Below are 18,849 nucleotides of genomic sequence, written 5' to 3' on the forward strand. Positions count from 1 at the left end.
ACTGGCAACTGGTATAGAATCAGGATGAGGACCCCTCACAAGGTTAAGAACAACAAACACCCGGCCCGGGACAGCAGGACGACCGGATCACGTTGTTCCTGCGGGCAATCCTGGCTAAAACCCTGCCTTGTGGGGTCTGACAATACAACAAATGAACCTGTTTTTACCCTCTCTGTCATATGCCGGTACCGGGGACGAAATTCCTTGACTCAGATTATCATCAACCCTTTTATCACATTACCCCCACATTTCTAAGTATGGCACAACAGGCACGTGCATCCCATATCCTTGTAAAGACCGAAGATGAAGCAAACAAGATCATGAAACGACTCGCTGACGGCGAAGATTTTGCTGCCGTTGCCAAGCGGTTCTCATCCTGCCCATCCGGAAAGAAAGGGGGAGACCTCGGCTGGTTCGGCAAGGGCATGATGGTTCCCGAGTTTGAACAGATCGCGTTTACCGAGGAAGTTGGCAAGGTCGTCGGCCCGGTCAAGACCCAGTTCGGCTTCCACGTCATCAAAGTGACCGGCAAGAAATAATTTTTTTTAGGCATACGGTCATGGACACAAAATTTCTTCTGGGCATTGGTCTTGCGATAGTGCTCGTTTTCTGCGGCGCAGCGGTCTACACGACCTTTTCCAAACTGCCGGCCGCTTCAGGAAAACCTGAAGATCAAGAAACCCTCTACCAGGTCTCGACCATTGACGCCCTGATGCAGGGAGTGTACGATGGCGTCCAGCCGGTCGGGGAGATGAAAAAGCACGGGGACTTCGGGATCGGTACGTTCGATGCCCTTGATGGTGAGATGATCGTGATTGACGGAAAGGTATACCAGGCCAAATCTGACGGCGGGGTATACGCGGTCATGGACAACGCCACCACACCCTTTGCCACGGTGACTCACTTCAACCGCGACTTTTCCGTGAGCACCGGCCGGCCCATGAATTTCTCTGAATTCTCAACGGAGATGAGCGCCCGGTTACCCACACAGAACATGATCTACGCGGTACGGATGGAGGGCACATTTCCTTCCGTAAAGGTGCGGGCGATACCTGCACAGCAGAAACCCTACCCCACGCTCACGGAAGCGGCAAAGAACCAGTCGGTCTACACGTATGCAAATACCAAAGGCACGGTAGTCGGGTTCTATACCCCGGCATTTTTCAAAGGTCTCAATGTCGCGGGCTACCACCTGCATTTCATCAGCGGGGACCGGCGCACGGGCGGCCATATCCTGGATTTCTCGGTACCGGTAAACGCAACGGTGGAGTATGACGTCACCCCGGCATTTGCAATGCCGCTGCCGACCAGCGGTGCATTCACCGGAGTCGATCTCTCGCAGGACCTGAGTAAGGAGCTCGCAAAGATCGAATCGTAGTCCGGATCTTCTTTTTTTTACGAGCATTTTTTTGACCAGCAGCACGCATATGATTGGTACAACGCTCATCCGGCACACCAGGCACCAACCATGATCATACGCGGAATCAAAAAAGAACTTCTCTTACTGCTCCTCGAACTGGGACGTGACTCCCACCCCAACGAGTTCGTGGCCCTTCTTAAGGAGAACAACGGGGTGATCGAGGAACTCAACATGGTTCCGGGCACGATTACCGGTGAAGATTCTGCGTCGGTCTTCTTTGATATGATGCCGCTGGACACCCACCTTGCGGGAAGTGCCCACAGCCACCCGAACGGCGTGCTTCACCCTTCTGATGCAGACGTTCATTTCTTCCCGCGGGCCGGGCGGTTCCACCTGATCATCGGTCACCCGTACCGCTCAAGCGACTGGCAATGCTTCAGTGCTGACGGTGAACCGTGCAAGCTCGAGGTGATTGCATGAGTATCCGCCGCGTTGTCGCCACCGGTACCTTTGACATCCTGCACCCGGGACACCTGTTCTACTTAGAAGAATCAAAAAAACTCGGTGACGAACTCTGGGTGATCGTAGCCCGCGATATCAACGTGAAGCACAAGCCAAAACCGATCCTTCCGGATGACCAGCGGTGTGTGATGGTGGCGTCCTTAAAACCGGTCGATCATGCAATTCTTGGCGACAAAACGGATATGTTCCGCCCGATTGAAGAGATCCAGCCGGCGGTGATCACGATCGGGTACGACCAGATGTTTGACGAGGAAAAACTCCGCGAGCAGCTTTCGGCACGGAACCTCGCTCCCGAAATTGTGCGCATTGGAAAATATGCTGACGGGGCTCTCTGCAGTTCCCGGGTCGTTGTGCAGCAGATTGTTGCAAAACGGGGAGATCCCCCGGCACCCGGCAAGTGATTCCTCGTAGTCCCGCTAAAAAAAAAGCCGGATATCATCCTTTTTCATCAACAGCCAGCTGGCACAAATGTTTATGGTCTCACACCGGGATTCACTCCCATGGAGTGATGCAGGTGATACCGGATGTCGGACAGGAGATAGAAAAACTCAGGGATCTTGCCGCAGCAAAGGGAGTGCAGGTTACCGAAATTTCCCCGGAACAGATCGTTGTGGCACAGTGGGTGCGCTTCAAGTGCCGGTACGGGTGTAAGGGGTACGGGAAACATTTTGGCTGCCCACCGTACGCACCCTCTCCCGACCAGACACAGTGCATGGTCAATGAATACAAAAAGGGACTGCTCCTGAGGTTTGACGGTGTGCCCGGCCACGGGGATTTCGGCCCCGATGATATTCCGGACGACTTCCATGACTGGTTCCGGGATCTCATCCTGTGGGTGAACGGAACGGTCCATGATCTTGAGAAGACTGCGTTCTATGATGGTTTTTACAAGGCGTTCGGGTTTGGCGGGTATCCCTGCATCTGGTGCGAGCACCAGCACTGTGTGGCAGAAGAATCACCGGGGATCGTGGACGAAAGCCTGAGGCGAAAGTGCCGGCATATGGATCTCGTGCGCCCGAGCATGGAGGCTGCGGGCATCGACGTGTTTGGCACGGCAAAAAATGTGGGCTGGATGCTGGAGACGATACCCTGCAAAAATAAAGAGTATGGGAAGATTATGCACGGAAAAATCCACTCGATCGCCCTTCTGCTCCTTGACTGAGAGAAGGGAGAGAAAAGATCAGTGCGGCCGCCGCGTTAATGCCTTGTGCCTGCTGTGACTCACGAGCCCGCGACGCAGTATGCCGCTGTATTTTGCCATGAATGATCCGACAATGGAAGTCACGATCACCATCGCTGCAATCGTCGTGCCCACCAGCGGGGATCCATAGAGCACCGCAAGCGCAATCGAAAACTCTCCCCTCGCTATGGTGTTCGCCCATATTTCAAGACCGGAGAGGGCGGAATCGTGAATGAATATTCCCGTGAGCAGGCCGGATATCAGCTTGCTGGCCACGGCAAGAATGCTGATCGCCCCGATAACAAACCAGTTGGCCCCGCCGGAGAAATCCACGGTAACCCCGAAGAAGACAAAGAAGACCACTAAAAATACATCCTTGAACGGGCGGGCATGCTGCTCGAAAGCATCCGGATCCGTTGTTGCGAATGCAACCCCCAGCGCGATCACCATCATTGTCTCGGGCACACCCAGGTACATCGAGAAGGAAGCGGTGGTAAGTACCGCAGCAAACGTAAAGAGGATGGGGAGTTCGTCATCCCTGTCGAGAATAGAGATGAGAAATTCCTTGCCATAATGGGCGAGTGCATAGAGTATGCCGAGGACTGCGAGAATCTTTGCAAAGAAGATGATCAGGTTCTGGTTGCCGGCAGAGAGGAGCGCAAGGAAAATGATCAGCACGAGATCTTCGAACACCATGAGCCAGATGACGGTGTCGGACTCACGAAGCATCAGCTTCCGGTTCTCGATCAATGACGTGAGTGCCATCGCGGTGCTCGAGATATAGAAAGCTGACGCGATGATGAGCGATTCCGTGAACGAAAAGCCGAGCAGGTACGCTGCAGCAAACCCGATGATCATGTTGACATTGAGATCGATGATCCCGCTGGTCAGGACCGCGGTCCGGTTCGATGCGATCCGTTCCGGTTTCAGGCCAAGTCCCATGAAGAACAATAAGAAGATCAGCCCCATCTCAGAGAAGAACTGACTGATCTCATTGTTCGTCAGCATCCCCCCGCCAGCCTTTCCTAACAGGACCCCCGCAAGGATATAGAACGGAATGGCGGGGATCGAAAGATACTTGGTCACGAGAGCAAGGACCAGGCAGACAAAGAGCGCAACTATGAGACTTTCCATTAATTCACCATAATTTCGCGCTCGAACTTTTTGATCTGGTCACTCTCACCAATAACCAGTGCCGCATCGCCCTCTTCAAACACAAACGTGGGCGGCGGGTTGATGATATTCCGGTCATGCCGGCAGACCGCGATCACGGTCGCACCGGTCTTTGCCCGGATCTGGAGATCTTCAATCGTCTTTCCCACCACAGCGGCAGTGACAAAGAACGTGTGGATGGTAATCCGGAGATCGGCAAGTGCGGAGAAGGCGATCTCAACGCTCTCCTGGTCAGCTTCAATAATCGCCCCCGTAAGGATATTTCCCAGCCTCCGCGCTTCAACCGGTGACATCTCCGCTGCACTGGGAGTCCTGCAGCCTTTCTGGAGGGTGTACATCTGGACAGCGCCGGTTTTGGTGAAAAAAATGGCGACCGTATCACCCTTGTCAGTCTCAAATTCGTATTTAGTTCCAACACCGGGAAGATTCAGAGAGCGGAGTGCCATAGCAGACATTAGAAAAACGTTCCTAAAATATATTATGATTGTGTGAGGGAATGCCCTGGCTTGATGAATGCGCCCGGATAAATCAAAAGAAAAGAGAGGGGGATTTTTTTAATTCCAGGGGTTTTTTTAATAATCCGCCTCCGGGTATTGGAGGGGGTTTCTTTTGAGGTTCTGAGAGGTTGGGAGGTGCGAAGTACGAGCCGTTTTCCGGCACCTGACACTTTTTAGCGGATTTCGTCCTTCCCACTTACCTAGTTGAAACAATGTGCATATAAGCCCCGGACCGGGCGGGGTGAAAGTGAAATCCGCACAAGAACCACCCCCGCCCTAAAAAAATCTATCGGGGGAAATGTAAAAAAAATTTCCCCGGGTGAAAAATGAATTTAATAATCTTCCCAGCGGTTTTTATTCCGCAGGATCATATACCCGGCAACTGCAATTATTACAATGATTACCCCTGCGATGATCAGGGTTGTCGTATTCAGCCAGCCTGCACCGCCACCGCTGCCGGTTTTTGTCAGCGCAAGTTTGAAGTTGATGGCATCATTCAATGACTCGTTGCCTTTGTCAAATGCCTCTTTTGCTTTCACCCGGGAGAACGCATAGTTGCCCATCTGGTGGAGATCTTTTGCCGATGAAAGATATTGCTCTGCACTCTCCTTCTTTGCAATAACAATCGCCAGGCGTGGGTCACTCGTAATACTCTTGTTGACGGTGAAGAACAGGATAAGTTCGTTGGTCTTTATGATGGGGGCCTGTGCATTTTCCAGCTCTTTTTCAGCCGATGCCTTGTCAAGGAGTTTCTCTCCTTCATCTATCTGGCCTGTTGCTGTGTTGAGAGATGCCTGGGCGGTGGCAAAATCTGCAGTCTTTGCTGACTGGATGGCTGCCTGTGCAGCTGAGTACTTCTGTTCAGCGGCAGTGGTGTTGATTCCCATAAAGGCCTGAGCATCGATAAGCGTGCGGTAATTCCTCAAATCTGCTTCCCGCACGGCAATATTCTGGGTCAAATCCGTTGGATTGACGATCAGCCGCTCGCGGGTGACTATTGATGCGGGTATTATCGCGTTGTTCCCGTCAAGTTGCTGAACGAGGACAATGGCTTTGTTCGTCGATTTTGTCACCGAGGGTACAGAGCCTTCGAGGGATATCCGGAGAGACTCTCTTACGGTTGACGGATAGGACAGGACCCAGCCGGAGAGATAGACACTACGCCCGAATTCCTGCGGTATCGTCTGTTCGACACCATCCCTGATCATGGTAACGGTCCATTCCGCATTGTTCAGATCCGTAAAGATCTGAAGCGTGTTATCCTTGGGAAACGTATCGCTTCCTGAAGGCGTCATATCGATCTTAAAAGATGCGCTGACATTTGCTCCTGCGGTAAGATCTCCCGACGGATTTATGACAGGGTCCGATACCGTGACCGCAGCAGCGATCTGAATTCCGATAATGAGGAACAGCAGGATTCCAAGACTCATACTTCGTAATTTCATACACATTCACCCATTCTCTGATGATAAAGCGTGATTAACTGGTCTATCATTTTATAGTAATATAATACCTTTCTTTTTCACGCTCCCGGTTTTCGTTTCACTCCGTAAATTACCGGAACCTGCAGGGTATCAGGTACGATCAAGAGAACGGTCCTTAACTTTAAAAAAAAGAGGAGAATTAAGGCTGAACTTTCTCGCCGCAGGTATTACAGAACCGCTCGGTTGGTTCGAGCTCGGCATTGCATTTTCTGCACAGGATAACCTTCTTTTCAGGCTTTGGAATTGGGGCAGGGGCGGCGGGTGCTCCGGGTCCAACAATTACCGGTGCGCCAAATCCTCCACCGGCAACAACGGTTGTGCCCTGGGAAGATCCCGATGTGGCCCGGGTTGACGCGGTCTGTCCCATCTCTTCGAGCGACTTGGTATGCACGCGCTCCATGCGATCCATGGCGCGTTCCTCCATCGACTGCATGCGCTGGACATAGGCTTCCTGGTCCTTCATCCGCTGCTCATACATTGCCTTGACCTGGTCCGAACCGTATTTTTCCTTGAGGGCTGCGGCAACCGCAGCACTGTCCTTGGCCGATAGGGCCATCAGCTGCTCTTCGGTCAGGGTTTTTGCCTGTTTCATCCTTGCAAGTTCGGTGAGCTGCTCTGCCTGTTTACCCTCCGCCATGGAGATCTGTGCCTCATCCGTAGCTCCGGAACGGGCTTTGAGGCGTTGTGCTTCGATCTCTGCAGCTTTCTGTGCTTTTTCGAGTTCGAGTGCCTGGTAGCCGGTTACATCTTCCCGCTTTGTGGCTTTCATCTTGCGCAGAAGTTCGATCCCTGCTTCAGCCTCTTTTATGTCCTGCCCGCTGACTTTCCCGCGCTTCTCCAGATCATAATCATCAACAACCCGGCGTCCTTTGACATCTTCCTCGATCACTTCCCCTTTCATATCGAGCACGTGTCGCTGGGTGATACTCTCGATCATGAGCTTCCGGGCATAGGCGTTGTCCTGCCGGTTGTTCTCGAACAGGATCTTTAAATCCGTCATGTCGTTGGTGCGGATCACCCGGTCCTTGTCGATGCTGTAAAGATATTTTTCGAAATCTTCAGCATTCTTGAACTCGTTCATCTTGTCATCGGTGAGCCGTTCCCGGATCATCTTTGTGATCTCATCGAACCGCTTGCGTTCGATCATCTCCCGCTCACGGTCGACCATCTGGTCGGCACGCTTGATCTCGGTGTCTTTTACCTTGGTGGCGACGGATTGTTCATAGTCGAGGAGCCCGATATCCGCCTCACGCTTGATCTTTTCCCGCTTCTCGATCAGTTCCCGTGAGAGCGCACCGCGCTGCTGGATGAGATCCTGCCAGTAGGATTCATCGTAGTCAAAGTAGGGGAGATGGACGAGCTGGAGACCCCAGCGGGAGAGCGTTGTTGTCAGGTTGAACTCGAAGTCCTGTTGCAGCTCTTTCTTAAGTTCGAGATTCCCGTACAGGTCCTCGAATGAATAGCCCTTAATCTTTGATTGCAGGACATTCAGGAGTTCATTTCTGATATTGGAGAGCAGATCGATAATCTCAAGGTGCGGACGGGATTTCATCAGGTTGTCAAAGAGAAGAATGGGTTTGTCGACTTTGACCACCATCTTGCCCCTGACCCCGGCGTCAAAATTCTCCGAGGTCCTGAGGCCCCCTATGGAGAAATCAACCGGTATATCCCCATCGTCGACAAGAATGATGGTGGTCTTTTCATAAAAGTTCAGGGTTTTTAAAAATTCCAAAAGGCTGTCGGCAGTATAGGTTCCCGGGGGCAGGTCTCCCTGGTATTTTCCCCCCTGCAAGAAGATCGCCTTGGTGCCCTGCATGACCGTGATCTTCTTTGTTAAACCGGCAAAGTAGGAGTTGAGGTCGGCAGCTTCAAACCGGTGCGCCAGATCGCCCGGGCGCCTCTGCCAGACATTGGACTTGCTTAAGTCAGGGAATTCTTCCGGATACGTGGCGCTTGCGTATATGCCCGGCGCTTCAACCTTAGCACCGCAACCGGAACAGAATGTAGCTCCGGCTCTCACCGGCTGGCCGCACTTGCTGCATAGCTGACCGGCCATCAACTGCCCGCATTGTGCACAGAACTTGCTGTTTTTTTTATTTTCTGCCCCGCATGAGCGGCATTTAATAGTATCAAACATATGAGATGCCCATCCCTGTATCTTACTTAAATACGAACTGTTATTTAAAGATGAGGACGGGATCGTTCCAGCCGGTAAAATATCGGGTCAGATTTTTTGTTAATCCTCTGTAACAGGCAGAATCAAAAGATTAATTACATTCCTGTGGGTAGATTTACGTTAACCAAAGGTGGTGTGAACTATCGTCATCTGTCCGAATTGTGGAAAAAATACTCCCGAAGGCAAATTCTGTGAACACTGCGGTGCATCCGTGGGAACCACCCAGACGTTCCAGCAGGCTCCCCCGGCCCAGCAGCCGGTGTATACCCAGCAACCCGGTGTAGTAAAACAGGATAAGAATACCACTGCAGCTGCGATCCTGTCGTTCTTTTTCATAGGGTCCGGGCAGGTGTATAACGGCCAGATCGGCAAAGGCATCGGATTTCTTATCGGATTGGTCATTACTTCATTCATTCCCATCCTTCCAATCATCGTCTGGATCTATGGAGTATATGACGCCTACACGACTGCCCAGAAGATGAACACGGGCGAAATTCCCTACATCGCATCGAGCACGGGTACCGTACTCGGGTTCATTGTCGTAGAGATCATTCTCGTGATTGTATTCTTCCTCTTTATTTTTGCAATGATCATGGGAAGTTCTCCCATGTATTACTAATTTTTTCCCTTTTTTCCCTTTTTGGTGCGCCTGCGCCTCTTCGTAATCGATCCCATTTTAATACTTGAAAAAACATATTCCGCCACTAGCGAGGGAATGATTCTGCATGGTGACTACAACATCGGTTATTGAGTTTTTGGGGAAGCTGGTTCCCGGGTATGATTATCGTGCCAAGAAGAGCCGGCTGAACACTGACCGCTCGGTGCGGGAGAAACTTGCACGCGAGCTGAGAAAGGCTGCGGTGAATTTAAAAGAAGTGAGCGATCTCGCGTACCGGGACGGGAGACGGGAGGTCGTCGACCACATCAAGGATATTCTCAAGGCTATCGACCTGTTCGTTGTCGAGATCGAAGCCGCCCCGTTCGGGCAGTCACCCCTCTTCAAGCAGGATGGGGTCTCTGACGAGGATATCGATCACATGATCGAGTTCGACCGGCAGCTCGTCACCCAGCTCGAAGTGATCACCAAGACATCGGAGCTCATCTACGATCATGTCCTCAAAGGGGAGACCTCCGATATTGTCATGCAGGTGAGGAAGCTGAAAAAGGAGCTCGATCTCATGAAGAATACCTTCTCTGACCGGCTCGATTATTTCATGAAACGGTGAGGGGGAAGAGGTATGGCAAAAGAACCACTGTTTTTCAAGGATGAAGGGGCGATGGGCGATGTCTTTGAAGTGGCAAAACAGATCATCGAGCAGACGCGCCTCTCCCGGGATGAACGGTCGCGCGTTGCAACCATCACCGAAGAACGGCTCAAACAGCTGACCGGGAAATTTATCGAATACGATACGATCAATGCCCAGAACAACGAGTACCGGATACGGATTCACCAGCTGCGCGTAAGATTGCTCAAAGGCGAGTTAACACCCGAAGAAGCAAAAAAGGCACTGGACGCACTTGCTGCTGAACGCGAGGAGCTCCAGAAGAAATATGCCGGTCTTGTCGAGCTGCTGGACGGGCAGATGAAAAATATCGATACCGAAGTCGAGACCCTCAATACCCGGGAGGCAGACCTCACCCGGCAGCGGGACCAGTACCACTCGGCACTCCACATGGAAGTGAAGTGGCTTGCCGAGGGGGAATTAAAAGAGATTGCGGGGCTCAGGGAGAGCTTAAAGAAGAAACGCGACTCGCTGGTGGAAGAAAAAACCCTCATCTTCAACAAGAAAGCCGAGCTCGCTGAATCATTCTCCCTTGTGGAAGATGTGATCGGGCGGAAGAGAACCCGGTATGTGTCCGCAGAGAACGCGCGGACGAGCGAGCTTGACTTTCTTGCACGGTTCGATATGAAGATGAACGCATTTCCCGTCAAGATCTTTTCCCCGCATGAGAGCAAGACCTATACGGTGACTGACTGGAAGGATCATTACCATTATGACGCCGGTCAGGCTACAGCAGCGCCGGTCAAAGATGCTGCTGACACGGTAATTCCGGCAAATGCCGGTTCAGTGTACGCGATCGAGCACAAGGATCTCGCCTACCTTGGGAAGTCACACAGGAAAGTGGTTGCAGAAGCCTTCTCGTACTGCAACATCAGTGACTATGCTGACCTGGGATTTGATACCCGTGCAGTCACGCTGACAACGCTTATGGGCGTTCTCCATCCCTTCATCCAGGAGGCCGAGGCAGGGGATTACTATCATGTGCTCGGGATTGCATCCCCGACGGGGTGGGCTGACGACGTGATCGCGTGGGTTACGGGCGCTGCATACGCCAGCAGGAATGTTGCCATCTGTCTCATTGACTCAGTTCTTGGGGAGGTCTACTACAACAAGAACGATAACCGGATCCTGAGTTATATTGATTATTTCCGGCATGAGTTTGACCGGGAGCGGGTCGATACGATAAAAACCGTGATCCGGGCGGACTTTGAGTCTGTCGAGTATCTCGAATTCGAGAAGATGTTTGAGAAGACCAAAGAGGAGCGGTTCATCATCCAGCTGGCGTTTTACGAACTTGAGCGGGAGAAAGTGGGCAGGATCAAGTTTGTTGAAGGGGTCGGCATGGTGTTCATGCGGTGAGCCGGAGGTTTGAATCTTTTTTCATCCACTATTCGATCGCATAACAACACTATCTTCGATTGATACATCCCCGCTGCATTTGCCATCGGCATCGCAGGAACTCATCAGGTTGGTACTCTGCACAACAGAATCCTTGCTCGAGACTTGGAAAGTCTTCTTGATATTACTCCACATTTCCTATTGCCGTATTCCCATTTTAAAAATTTTCAGCCGCGCCCAAAATTTTCCTCCCAAAATAACAATTCTCCAGCCAGATTTCCCTCAAAAACCGATTCGTATAACCCGCGGGTTCATGGTTTTTTAAATACCCGCCTGATCCTCCTTTCAATACTGCAATGATCCACAAACACTCCAGAAAAGAAGACCACCGGGCAGGTGAGGTCCCATGACCCGGGGGCGGCCACCGGTAAAAGCGGTGAAGGAAGCGATTGAGATGGCAAAGAGCCGGGGCGGGGTATGGGAAGTGCCGGAGAATGCCGGGCTCCCGTTTGACATTGTAATCTTCTCCGGGTTCTGCACATGGTTTGTCAAAGTCCGGCGTACCCGTTCGAACGTGACTGAACCACCGGAGATCCGGCAGCTGTGCAGTGCGACAATCCGCGAGCTCCGCACGCTGCCGGAGAGTGCAGCTTCCGCACGGGAACTCTGGACGCTCTCACCGCACGGCACATGGCAGTTCTTCCGGATCACCGCTGAAGCTGTCGCAGAAGTCCGGCGCGATGGATCGCTCCTGCCCGGTACCGTGACAGATTCGCCGGATCCGCATATCCCACACCCGGCAGGGCCGGGTATCCCGGGTCCCTGGCGGGGTGTACTTCCGTCGGTACCAGGAGGTATCATCTGTCCGTATCTCTCCTCACACCAGGGCAGGACATGAGACTCCCTCGTTTTTGAAACAGGCTCCGTTTGCCAAAATACGCCTTAAATGAGCGTATTCAATTTTCAGCGGATCTCCAAAATCTGAATATATTCTCAAAAAACAGGAGTTCTGGCACGGGGTTTTGGAAATGTGCGATTTTTAAGAGATTTTTGACAAAATAGCCCATTAAATCGGATTGAAATGATCCCTAATGGTACCTTTTGGATCGAGGATCGGCAATCAGGTGACCTATCCTCAGTGAATCGAATGAACATCACGGTTTTAAAAAAACCTGTTTTCCGGTGACCGGTCGGGATAATTCACCGGATCCGCATATCCCACACCCGGCAGGGTCCGGTATCCCGGCCTTCGGTACCAGAGGGTGTCACCTGTCCGTACCTCTTCTCACACCAGAGCAGGACATGAGACTCCCCCTATTTCAAAACAGGCTCATTTTGCAAAAATACGCCTTAAATGAGCGTATTCAATTTTCAGCGGATCTCCAAAATCTGAATATATTCTCAAAAAACAGGAGTTCTGGCACGGGGTTTTGGAAATGTGCGATTTTTAAGAGATTTTTGACAAAATAGCCCATTAAATCGGATTGAAATGATCCCTAATGGTACCTTTTGGATCGAGGATCGGCAATCAGGTGACCTATCCTCAGTGAATCGAATGAACATCACGGTTTTAAAAAAACCTGTTTTCCGGTGACCGGTCGGGATAATTCACCGGATCCGCATATCCCACACCCGGCAGGGTCCGGTATCCCGGCCTTCGGTACCAGAGGGTGTCACCTGTCCGTACCTCTTCTCACACCAGAGCAGGACATGAGACTCCCCCTGTTTCAAAACAGGCTCATTTTGCAAAAAGACGCCTTAAATGGGCTCATTCAGTTTTCAGCGGATCTCCAAAATCTGAATATATTCTCAAAAAACAGGAGTTCTGGCACGGGGTTTTAGAAATAAGCGAGTTTTAAGCGATTTTGGACAAAATAACCCGGAAAATCGGTTTAAAATGATCCCTAATGGTACCTTTTGGATCGAGGATCGGCACTCCAATGACCTGTCCCCCGTGAATCGGATTTCCCCCCCTGTTTTTAAAATACCCGTTTTCGGGCCACCTGTCACCTTTCCGGTTTGTTCCTCGTCGTTATCTCTTACCTGAAAAAATTTGACGCCGGGGATAACAACAGCGAAGTGGCGACATCAGGAATATTTGTAATCAATATAAAGGACAAAATTACCGCCGCCACTGGTTGAATGTACTAAAATGTTATAACTCCCGACAGCCGGGTAAGAAATACTGATCTGTTCATTGGAACCGGAACCCGCTGACCGGAAATCATAATCACTTGTGGAGGGGAGCGTTGTTTTTTTAACATACAGGTCCAGATCTGCATTTTTTGGACCAACTAACCTGATGGAATACAACACGGTGGAGGGATCACGGATATTGGTAGTAATCCGGTATGACCCCTTGGAATCAACATACCCGTTAATTGTTTCAGAGGGGGTGTGAGAATACGTTCCCGTTGTGGCCGGGGTCGCAGTGAGTTTCGGAGTCGGGGTAACCGTTACGGGTTTTGGGGGCGGGGCTGGGACGGGACTTTCCAGATACCCGATAACCCCAAGGATAAGGAAAATACAAAATAAAATCACGCCAATGAGAAGGATCTTTTTAAGTGCCGACATCCCCTGCTTTGCCGGCAGGGGCTGTGGCTGAATTACCGGCTGCGGATATCCGTAAGGGGGCGCTTGTACCGGTACGATTTGAAGTGACGCCCCGCAATGTTCACAGAATTTCCCTTCCGGAGTGATGTTCCCGCAATTCTGGCATACGACGATAATGTACACCCCCGGTGATTACAGTTAACAGCCTGTCAATAATAATTAATCTTTTGATTCAGCCGATAAATGGACATGAGTCTCCCCGGTAGAACGCTTCTATGTGCCTTATCTGTCAATGCGGGTCAGGTCAATGGCCCGTATTCCATCGGTGCGTAAACGGCCCGCGATGCTAACCGGTTTTAAAAGAACACGATATCGGGGTTCCTTCGTTACCCCGGGTTCCTGAACCCCACACTCACCGTTAACGGTGAAGATATCGATCGTAAAAGAGATTGGGACCGTGTGTGCTCGTGTATTTCTGACCCGGAACACACACCAGCACATCAGCGACGCGGCTGGATCAGGTTCGCGTATTGCTGCTGATCGATGTAGGAACGGAATCCCTTCAATGCCTTTACCGGAATTCCGCGTGCCTGTTCGCTCTTAAATACCGTTTCAAGTTCGCCCCGCAACTGGCTGGCATCCATACCGGGTGCAAGGCGTGATCCATACCGCTCCCGGATCCAGAGTGCGATGCGGGAGTAGTCGGAATTTTTTCCGGTTTTTGCCATTTTTGAAGACGGGGAGTAAGAACCATACATTGGGTACGGGGCAGGACTTTGCGGACTCGGGGCGCTACGGCTTGTAACGGGTTTTCCACACTGCTCACAGAACCGGGAATATTCAGGAATCTTTTCACCGCAGTGCTCGCAATACATCCGGATACCCTCACGCTGATACTGAATTGTATACAATACAAGTAATTAACGATTTACCCGGAATTAAAAACAGGGATCGCGTTTTCATACGATCGATTCACACCAACGGGGGTATGGACACTCACCGGTTCATGTATAGATCAAAAAAGGATGGGGAAAAGGATTACCTGAATTTTCTGGCAAACAGCACTACGGCAATAAGCGAGATTACCGCGAGGAACCCTTCAAACCCGGGAGTCGGTTCTGGACCAGAAAGTGTCCTGGTAACCTGGATTGGATCGGCAGAACCAATGTGTAGCAGCGATTCATCATCCGCATAATTCTCATTAGTGAGCTTCAGAATATAGGTGCCCTGTTTCAAGTGTAAACTGGTGGGGGTGACTCCCTTATACACATCATCAATATACACGTTCGCGCCATCGGGAACAGAATTGACGAATACGACAGTATCAAGCGGAGTATTCACTTTGAGCGTAGTATGCATGGATGCAGATTCTCCCGAGGCCGACGTATACACCGTGCTTTGCGTTACATACCCGGATTTCGAGAACGTATAGGTATACGTACCCGGTACGATATTTGTCACAGTTATCGGAGTGATTCCCTTATACACGTCATCCAGCAACACTGCAGCACCGGTAGGATCGGAAGTGATAGTGATCTGTGCAGGCAGGACTTCATCAGATTTTTTTAACCGGGTAGACATACTTCCGGCTTCTCCCGAGGCCGACGTATACACCGTGCTTTGCGTTACATACCCGGATTTCGAAAACGTGTAGGTATGCGTACCCGGTACGATATTTGTCACGGTAACCGGAGTGATTCCCTTGTAAACTCCGTCTGACGAGACCTGAGCACCCGTTGGATCGGATGAGATAGCCAGGGAAGCGGGAAGCGGTGATGAGGAAAACTTCTGGACTCTGGCGTTGTTGCGGTCAATCAGATACACATTGCCGCTCGAATCCACGGCAATATCAGAGATCGGATTTGAAAATTGTCCATCTCCTTTCCCGGGAGTTCCAAACCGGGTCAGAAGGACTCCTGCGGGAGAATACTTGTACACATGCGAATCCCAGATCTCTGATATATACACATTGCCGGTTGCATCCACGGCGATACCGATGAATCCCTTCAGCCCCTGTCCTCCATAAGCGGGTCCTTCCCATCGGGTAATGAACTGGCCGGATGACGTGAATTTCTGGACACGGTAGGTATTGTAGTCCACAACATACACATTGTCAGACGCATCCACTGCGATACCAAGAGGAATACTGAACTGACCATCGCCGGTACCAAAGCTGCCCCATGCAGTGATGAACTGTCCGGTCGGAGAGAATTTCTGGACCCGGTGGTTGTAGTGATCGGTCACATATACATTGCCCTGGGAATCCACAGCCACAGCGAATGGATCATTGAACTGACCATTTCCTGTACCATACGATCCCCATGCCGTCAGGTATGTGCCCGTTGAGGAGAATTTCTGGACCCGGTGGTTGTAGCGGTCCGTGACATACACATTACCGTTTGCATCCACGGCAATACCATTTGACTCGTTGAATTGTCCAGCCAGGAGCCCTTTCGAACCCCAGCCAAGAATATACTGTCCTTCAGGAGTAAACTTTGAAACACGGTTGTTCTGTGGATCGGTGACATATATGTTGCCGCTTCTATCGATTGCCACTGCTTCGGGACTTAAAAACTGCCCATCCCCGGTTCCCATGGATCCCCATTTCGCAACATACAGATACGTTTCTGCTGCCTGAACTCCCTGGACGATCACGAGAAACAGGAGAATGCACAGAACCGTTTTCACCGGATTCTTCATGAACCATGTACCCTGCATGTATCAAACACTCCGTTAGATGTGACATTTGCACACCAATTCTTATATCTTTGGATAATTTGCTGCGAAGTCGTTTACCTGTGCCATACGCCATCGGGTATCGGAAAAACACCTTTTACGGGCTTTGTTGAAACACCAATGACAGACAAGCATTCGCTCTTGGGGGCTCTTTGCCCATCGTGCTTCCGCCCCCGCCGCTCGGGCATCCCCCTATATTGCGATAAACCCCATAAAGTTGATGACTCCGGGGGATCAAGGGGATACTCCCCTTGGGCTGCCTCCCCCTTTGGGGGAGAGAGGGGGTCACCCTCCGAGCAGATGCGGAGAATAAACGAAAAAAGGATTTCAACAGAGCCTCTTTGCGGCAAAGTGCCTGCCTGCAGGAATCAGATCTTTGAACCCTCTCCCGGGTTCCCGTTTTTATCATCAGCAAATTCCCTGCAGGCAAACAGGACTAAAAAGGGCAGAAGAAGAATCCAGTAGTGGAGATACTGCCGGATCAGAAGCGTCCCTAAGAGCAGGACTAAGAAGAGCCCGAGGACAATTTCAAACGGGGTCCGCAAACCGCGCCGGATCAGGCTGGCGATGGCAAAGACCAGCGTTGGCAGGACGACGGCAACACTTGCCATGGCATTTGCCGCAAAGGAAAGCGGGGAATCCGGCGCATAGGTGGGAAATGGGGTGACCTTTCCCGAAATATATTCCGGCATGACCCCGAAGGTATAGTAAATCCCGCTCCATCCGGTCTCAGACCCATAGGCAGCGAAAAGTGCGGCAAACATCACGATTATCACGACCGCAACCGGGATCAGGAAACGATAATACCGTTTGTCACCGGAAGCCCACATGAAGTAGAGAAGCGGCAGTATGGCGACAAGGGCGTATTGTTTATACCCGATGGCAAGTCCGACACAGACTCCCGCCCACACCCAGGCATGACGACGGGCTGCCACCAGCGAAAGGAGGAGGAAGAGGATCGCAAACTGCTCGCTGAACAGGAAGTATCCCTCGGTGAAAACGGATGCGACCAGAAAGAGGAACCCGGCAGTATATCCCGCCAGGAACCCGTAATCCTCCTCACCGAGTTTCCAGATCAGGCAGGCGCAGAGGAGATTCAGCACGGTCATTACGGCGGTATCTATCGTTCCTGCCGGGGCTGCCAGATCCATAACACTGACGGAAAAAAAGAGCAGGGGGGGTTTGGGATCGATATAATCCACATACGGCCTCATCCCTTCAACAATCATCCGGGCCATCTCGTGAAACCGGCCGGCGTCATGAGAGATCCAGGCACTGTTTCCCAACGAGAGTGCATACATGATCCCGGCAATTGCCGCCGCGCAGATAATGTACCCTGAAAGACCCAGCACAATCCGCTGTTTTCTGCCCTGCATAAAACGCAAAACACGATCCTTGAGAAGTGAAACGGATTTACCGGTTTCCATTAAGGAGAAGGTGAACGATTGAGATATTTGAATATGCCGGAACATTCGAGGGGTTGAAAATAATCCGAACCAGGAAAATAGCAGGTCTTCTTCCCCTTCAGGGCATACGGGGTAGCTGATCGCAGCAATACTAACCAACCTTTCTAAAAAAATTCAGGCAGGGCGACGCCGCTTCCACACGGCAACTCCCACCACCAGAATGATTGCCCCTATCAACACACACAAGATCGGGGAAGACAGGATTTGGTGGATAAGTGCAGTTCCCGGGTTCTGACAAACACTGGAGTTTTTGGGATCGGGGACACTTTCTTTGCAATAAGAAACAATGGATTTTTCATACGAGTCCACTGCTTCAGAAAACATAGCGAAATTCATGAGAGTGGCGCCACGGTTCCGCCACGCATCGGCGTAATCCGGGTTGAGGGCAAGCGCCTGGTCATACGACTCAACCGCTTTTGAAAACTTACCGAGCTTTCCAAGAGCTATTCCGCGGTTGTACCACGTTTCGGCGTCGTATGGGTCGATAGCGGTTGCATTGTCATACGAGTCAATTGCTTCCTCATACAGGGCGGAATTACTCAGCGCGACTCCGCGGTTCTGCCACGCCTCAACATAAGAGGGCTTGAGGGCAAGCGCCTTGTCATAGGAAGCAACGGCTTCCGGATACAGATAGAGAGCACTCAGCGCATTTCCCCGGTTGTACCATGTATAGGTATCATTTGGATCGACAATAATTGCCTTATCAAACGAATTGACGGCTTCTGAATACTGACCTAGTCTGGAAAAAGTCACACCCTCGTTGTAATACTGCACCGCAAGGACATCAAACGCGGTTGCACAAGGACAGATGAGCACCAGGAACAGGACAAATCCGGATAAAAAGAGAGTCTTGTTCATCGCGTCCCGGATTTGAAGTCTGTGGTTTCAGCTATTTAATTTTGTTATTCATATTTTGCTCTGTTGAAACGAGCATGAACCATTAAGTTCACTCCCAAACCATGAAAATCGTTTTTATGATTCTCCCCCGCCTCAGGGCCTCTTTTTAGGCACGGCGGGGCAAGGAGGTTTTCGTTTTTAGTCACTAAATCGCCGCGGGGGTGCCCCGTCGGGGGCGGCGACG

General features: G+C 51.2%; 19 protein-coding genes. 9 read left to right on the forward strand and 10 right to left on the reverse strand.

Annotation, left to right across the window (positions count from 1 at the left end; translation table 11 throughout):
- Window positions 1-257: 257 nt before the first annotated feature.
- From WC593_14305 to WC593_14325, 5 genes are all read left to right on the forward strand, one after another.
- Complete coding sequence (locus WC593_14305) at window positions 258-539, forward strand: peptidylprolyl isomerase (protein MFA4826320.1); 282 nt, start codon at window positions 258-260, stop codon at window positions 537-539.
- A 20-nt stretch (window positions 540-559) separates the two neighbouring features.
- A complete protein-coding gene (gene budA / locus WC593_14310) occupies window positions 560-1,378 on the forward strand; it encodes an acetolactate decarboxylase (protein MFA4826321.1) in 819 nt (272 codons plus the stop codon).
- A 90-nt stretch (window positions 1,379-1,468) separates the two neighbouring features.
- A complete protein-coding gene (locus tag WC593_14315; protein MFA4826322.1) occupies window positions 1,469-1,840 on the forward strand; it encodes a Mov34/MPN/PAD-1 family protein in 372 nt (123 codons plus the stop codon).
- Between the two features lie 2 nt (window positions 1,841-1,842).
- On the forward strand, window positions 1,843-2,283 hold the full coding sequence (locus WC593_14320) for an adenylyltransferase/cytidyltransferase family protein (GenBank protein ID MFA4826323.1): 441 nt from the start codon (window positions 1,843-1,845) through the stop codon (window positions 2,281-2,283).
- A gap of 107 nt (window positions 2,284-2,390) precedes the next feature.
- A complete protein-coding gene (locus WC593_14325) occupies window positions 2,391-3,044 on the forward strand; it encodes a DUF2284 domain-containing protein (protein ID MFA4826324.1) in 654 nt (217 codons plus the stop codon).
- Between the two features lie 18 nt (window positions 3,045-3,062).
- On the opposite strand, the gene WC593_14330 is transcribed toward WC593_14325, so the two are convergent.
- From WC593_14330 to WC593_14345, 4 genes are all read right to left on the reverse strand, one after another.
- Window positions 3,063-4,196, reverse strand: coding sequence for a cation:proton antiporter (locus tag WC593_14330; GenBank protein MFA4826325.1), 1,134 nt, complete (start codon window positions 4,194-4,196; stop codon window positions 3,063-3,065).
- A complete protein-coding gene (locus WC593_14335) occupies window positions 4,196-4,681 on the reverse strand; it encodes a TrkA C-terminal domain-containing protein (protein ID MFA4826326.1) in 486 nt (161 codons plus the stop codon). The genes WC593_14330 and WC593_14335 overlap by 1 nt, the downstream gene beginning before the upstream one ends.
- A 383-nt stretch (window positions 4,682-5,064) precedes the next feature.
- Complete coding sequence (locus WC593_14340) at window positions 5,065-6,177, reverse strand: hypothetical protein (protein MFA4826327.1); 1,113 nt, start codon at window positions 6,175-6,177, stop codon at window positions 5,065-5,067.
- A 178-nt stretch (window positions 6,178-6,355) separates the two neighbouring features.
- On the reverse strand, window positions 6,356-8,353 hold the full coding sequence (locus tag WC593_14345; GenBank protein ID MFA4826328.1) for a zinc-ribbon domain-containing protein: 1,998 nt from the start codon (window positions 8,351-8,353) through the stop codon (window positions 6,356-6,358).
- Window positions 8,354-8,603: 250 nt separating this feature from the next.
- Between WC593_14345 and WC593_14350 the strand changes: the two genes are divergently transcribed.
- The 3 genes from WC593_14350 to WC593_14360 all read left to right on the forward strand — a co-directional run bounded on the left by WC593_14350 (window position 8,604) and on the right by WC593_14360 (window position 11,034).
- Entirely contained in the window at window positions 8,604-9,011 is a 408-nt protein-coding gene (locus tag WC593_14350) for a hypothetical protein (protein ID MFA4826329.1), read from the forward strand.
- A gap of 106 nt (window positions 9,012-9,117) precedes the next feature.
- Window positions 9,118-9,618: a hypothetical protein gene (locus WC593_14355; protein ID MFA4826330.1), complete on the forward strand. Its 501-nt coding sequence runs from the start codon at window positions 9,118-9,120 to the stop codon at window positions 9,616-9,618.
- Window positions 9,619-9,630: 12 nt separating this feature from the next.
- Window positions 9,631-11,034: a hypothetical protein gene (locus WC593_14360; GenBank protein ID MFA4826331.1), complete on the forward strand. Its 1,404-nt coding sequence runs from the start codon at window positions 9,631-9,633 to the stop codon at window positions 11,032-11,034.
- Between the two features lie 21 nt (window positions 11,035-11,055).
- Here the strand turns inward: WC593_14360 and WC593_14365 are convergent, their stop codons facing one another.
- Complete coding sequence (locus tag WC593_14365; protein ID MFA4826332.1) at window positions 11,056-11,208, reverse strand: hypothetical protein; 153 nt, start codon at window positions 11,206-11,208, stop codon at window positions 11,056-11,058.
- A 211-nt stretch (window positions 11,209-11,419) separates the two neighbouring features.
- Here WC593_14365 and WC593_14370 point away from each other — a divergent pair, with 211 nt between their 5' ends.
- On the forward strand, window positions 11,420-11,911 hold the full coding sequence (locus tag WC593_14370) for a hypothetical protein (protein ID MFA4826333.1): 492 nt from the start codon (window positions 11,420-11,422) through the stop codon (window positions 11,909-11,911).
- A gap of 1,190 nt (window positions 11,912-13,101) precedes the next feature.
- Here the strand turns inward: WC593_14370 and WC593_14375 are convergent.
- The 5 genes from WC593_14375 to WC593_14395 all read right to left on the reverse strand — a co-directional run bounded on the left by WC593_14375 (window position 13,102) and on the right by WC593_14395 (window position 18,626).
- Complete coding sequence (locus WC593_14375) at window positions 13,102-13,749, reverse strand: pre-peptidase C-terminal domain-containing protein (protein MFA4826334.1); 648 nt, start codon at window positions 13,747-13,749, stop codon at window positions 13,102-13,104.
- 317 nt (window positions 13,750-14,066) lie between these two features.
- Window positions 14,067-14,294 carry a hypothetical protein gene (locus WC593_14380; protein MFA4826335.1) on the reverse strand — a complete coding sequence of 76 codons (228 nt, stop codon included), beginning with the start codon at window positions 14,292-14,294 and terminating at the stop codon, window positions 14,067-14,069.
- 310 nt (window positions 14,295-14,604) lie between these two features.
- A complete protein-coding gene (locus WC593_14385) occupies window positions 14,605-16,266 on the reverse strand; it encodes a PEGA domain-containing protein (GenBank protein MFA4826336.1) in 1,662 nt (553 codons plus the stop codon).
- A 404-nt stretch (window positions 16,267-16,670) separates the two neighbouring features.
- Window positions 16,671-17,678: a hypothetical protein gene (locus WC593_14390; protein MFA4826337.1), complete on the reverse strand. Its 1,008-nt coding sequence runs from the start codon at window positions 17,676-17,678 to the stop codon at window positions 16,671-16,673.
- A 204-nt stretch (window positions 17,679-17,882) separates the two neighbouring features.
- Complete coding sequence (locus tag WC593_14395; protein MFA4826338.1) at window positions 17,883-18,626, reverse strand: tetratricopeptide repeat protein; 744 nt, start codon at window positions 18,624-18,626, stop codon at window positions 17,883-17,885.
- Window positions 18,627-18,849 lie beyond the last annotated feature (223 nt).

The organism is Methanoregula sp. (assembly GCA_041645435.1).
Lineage (GTDB): Archaea > Halobacteriota > Methanomicrobia > Methanomicrobiales > Methanospirillaceae > Methanoregula.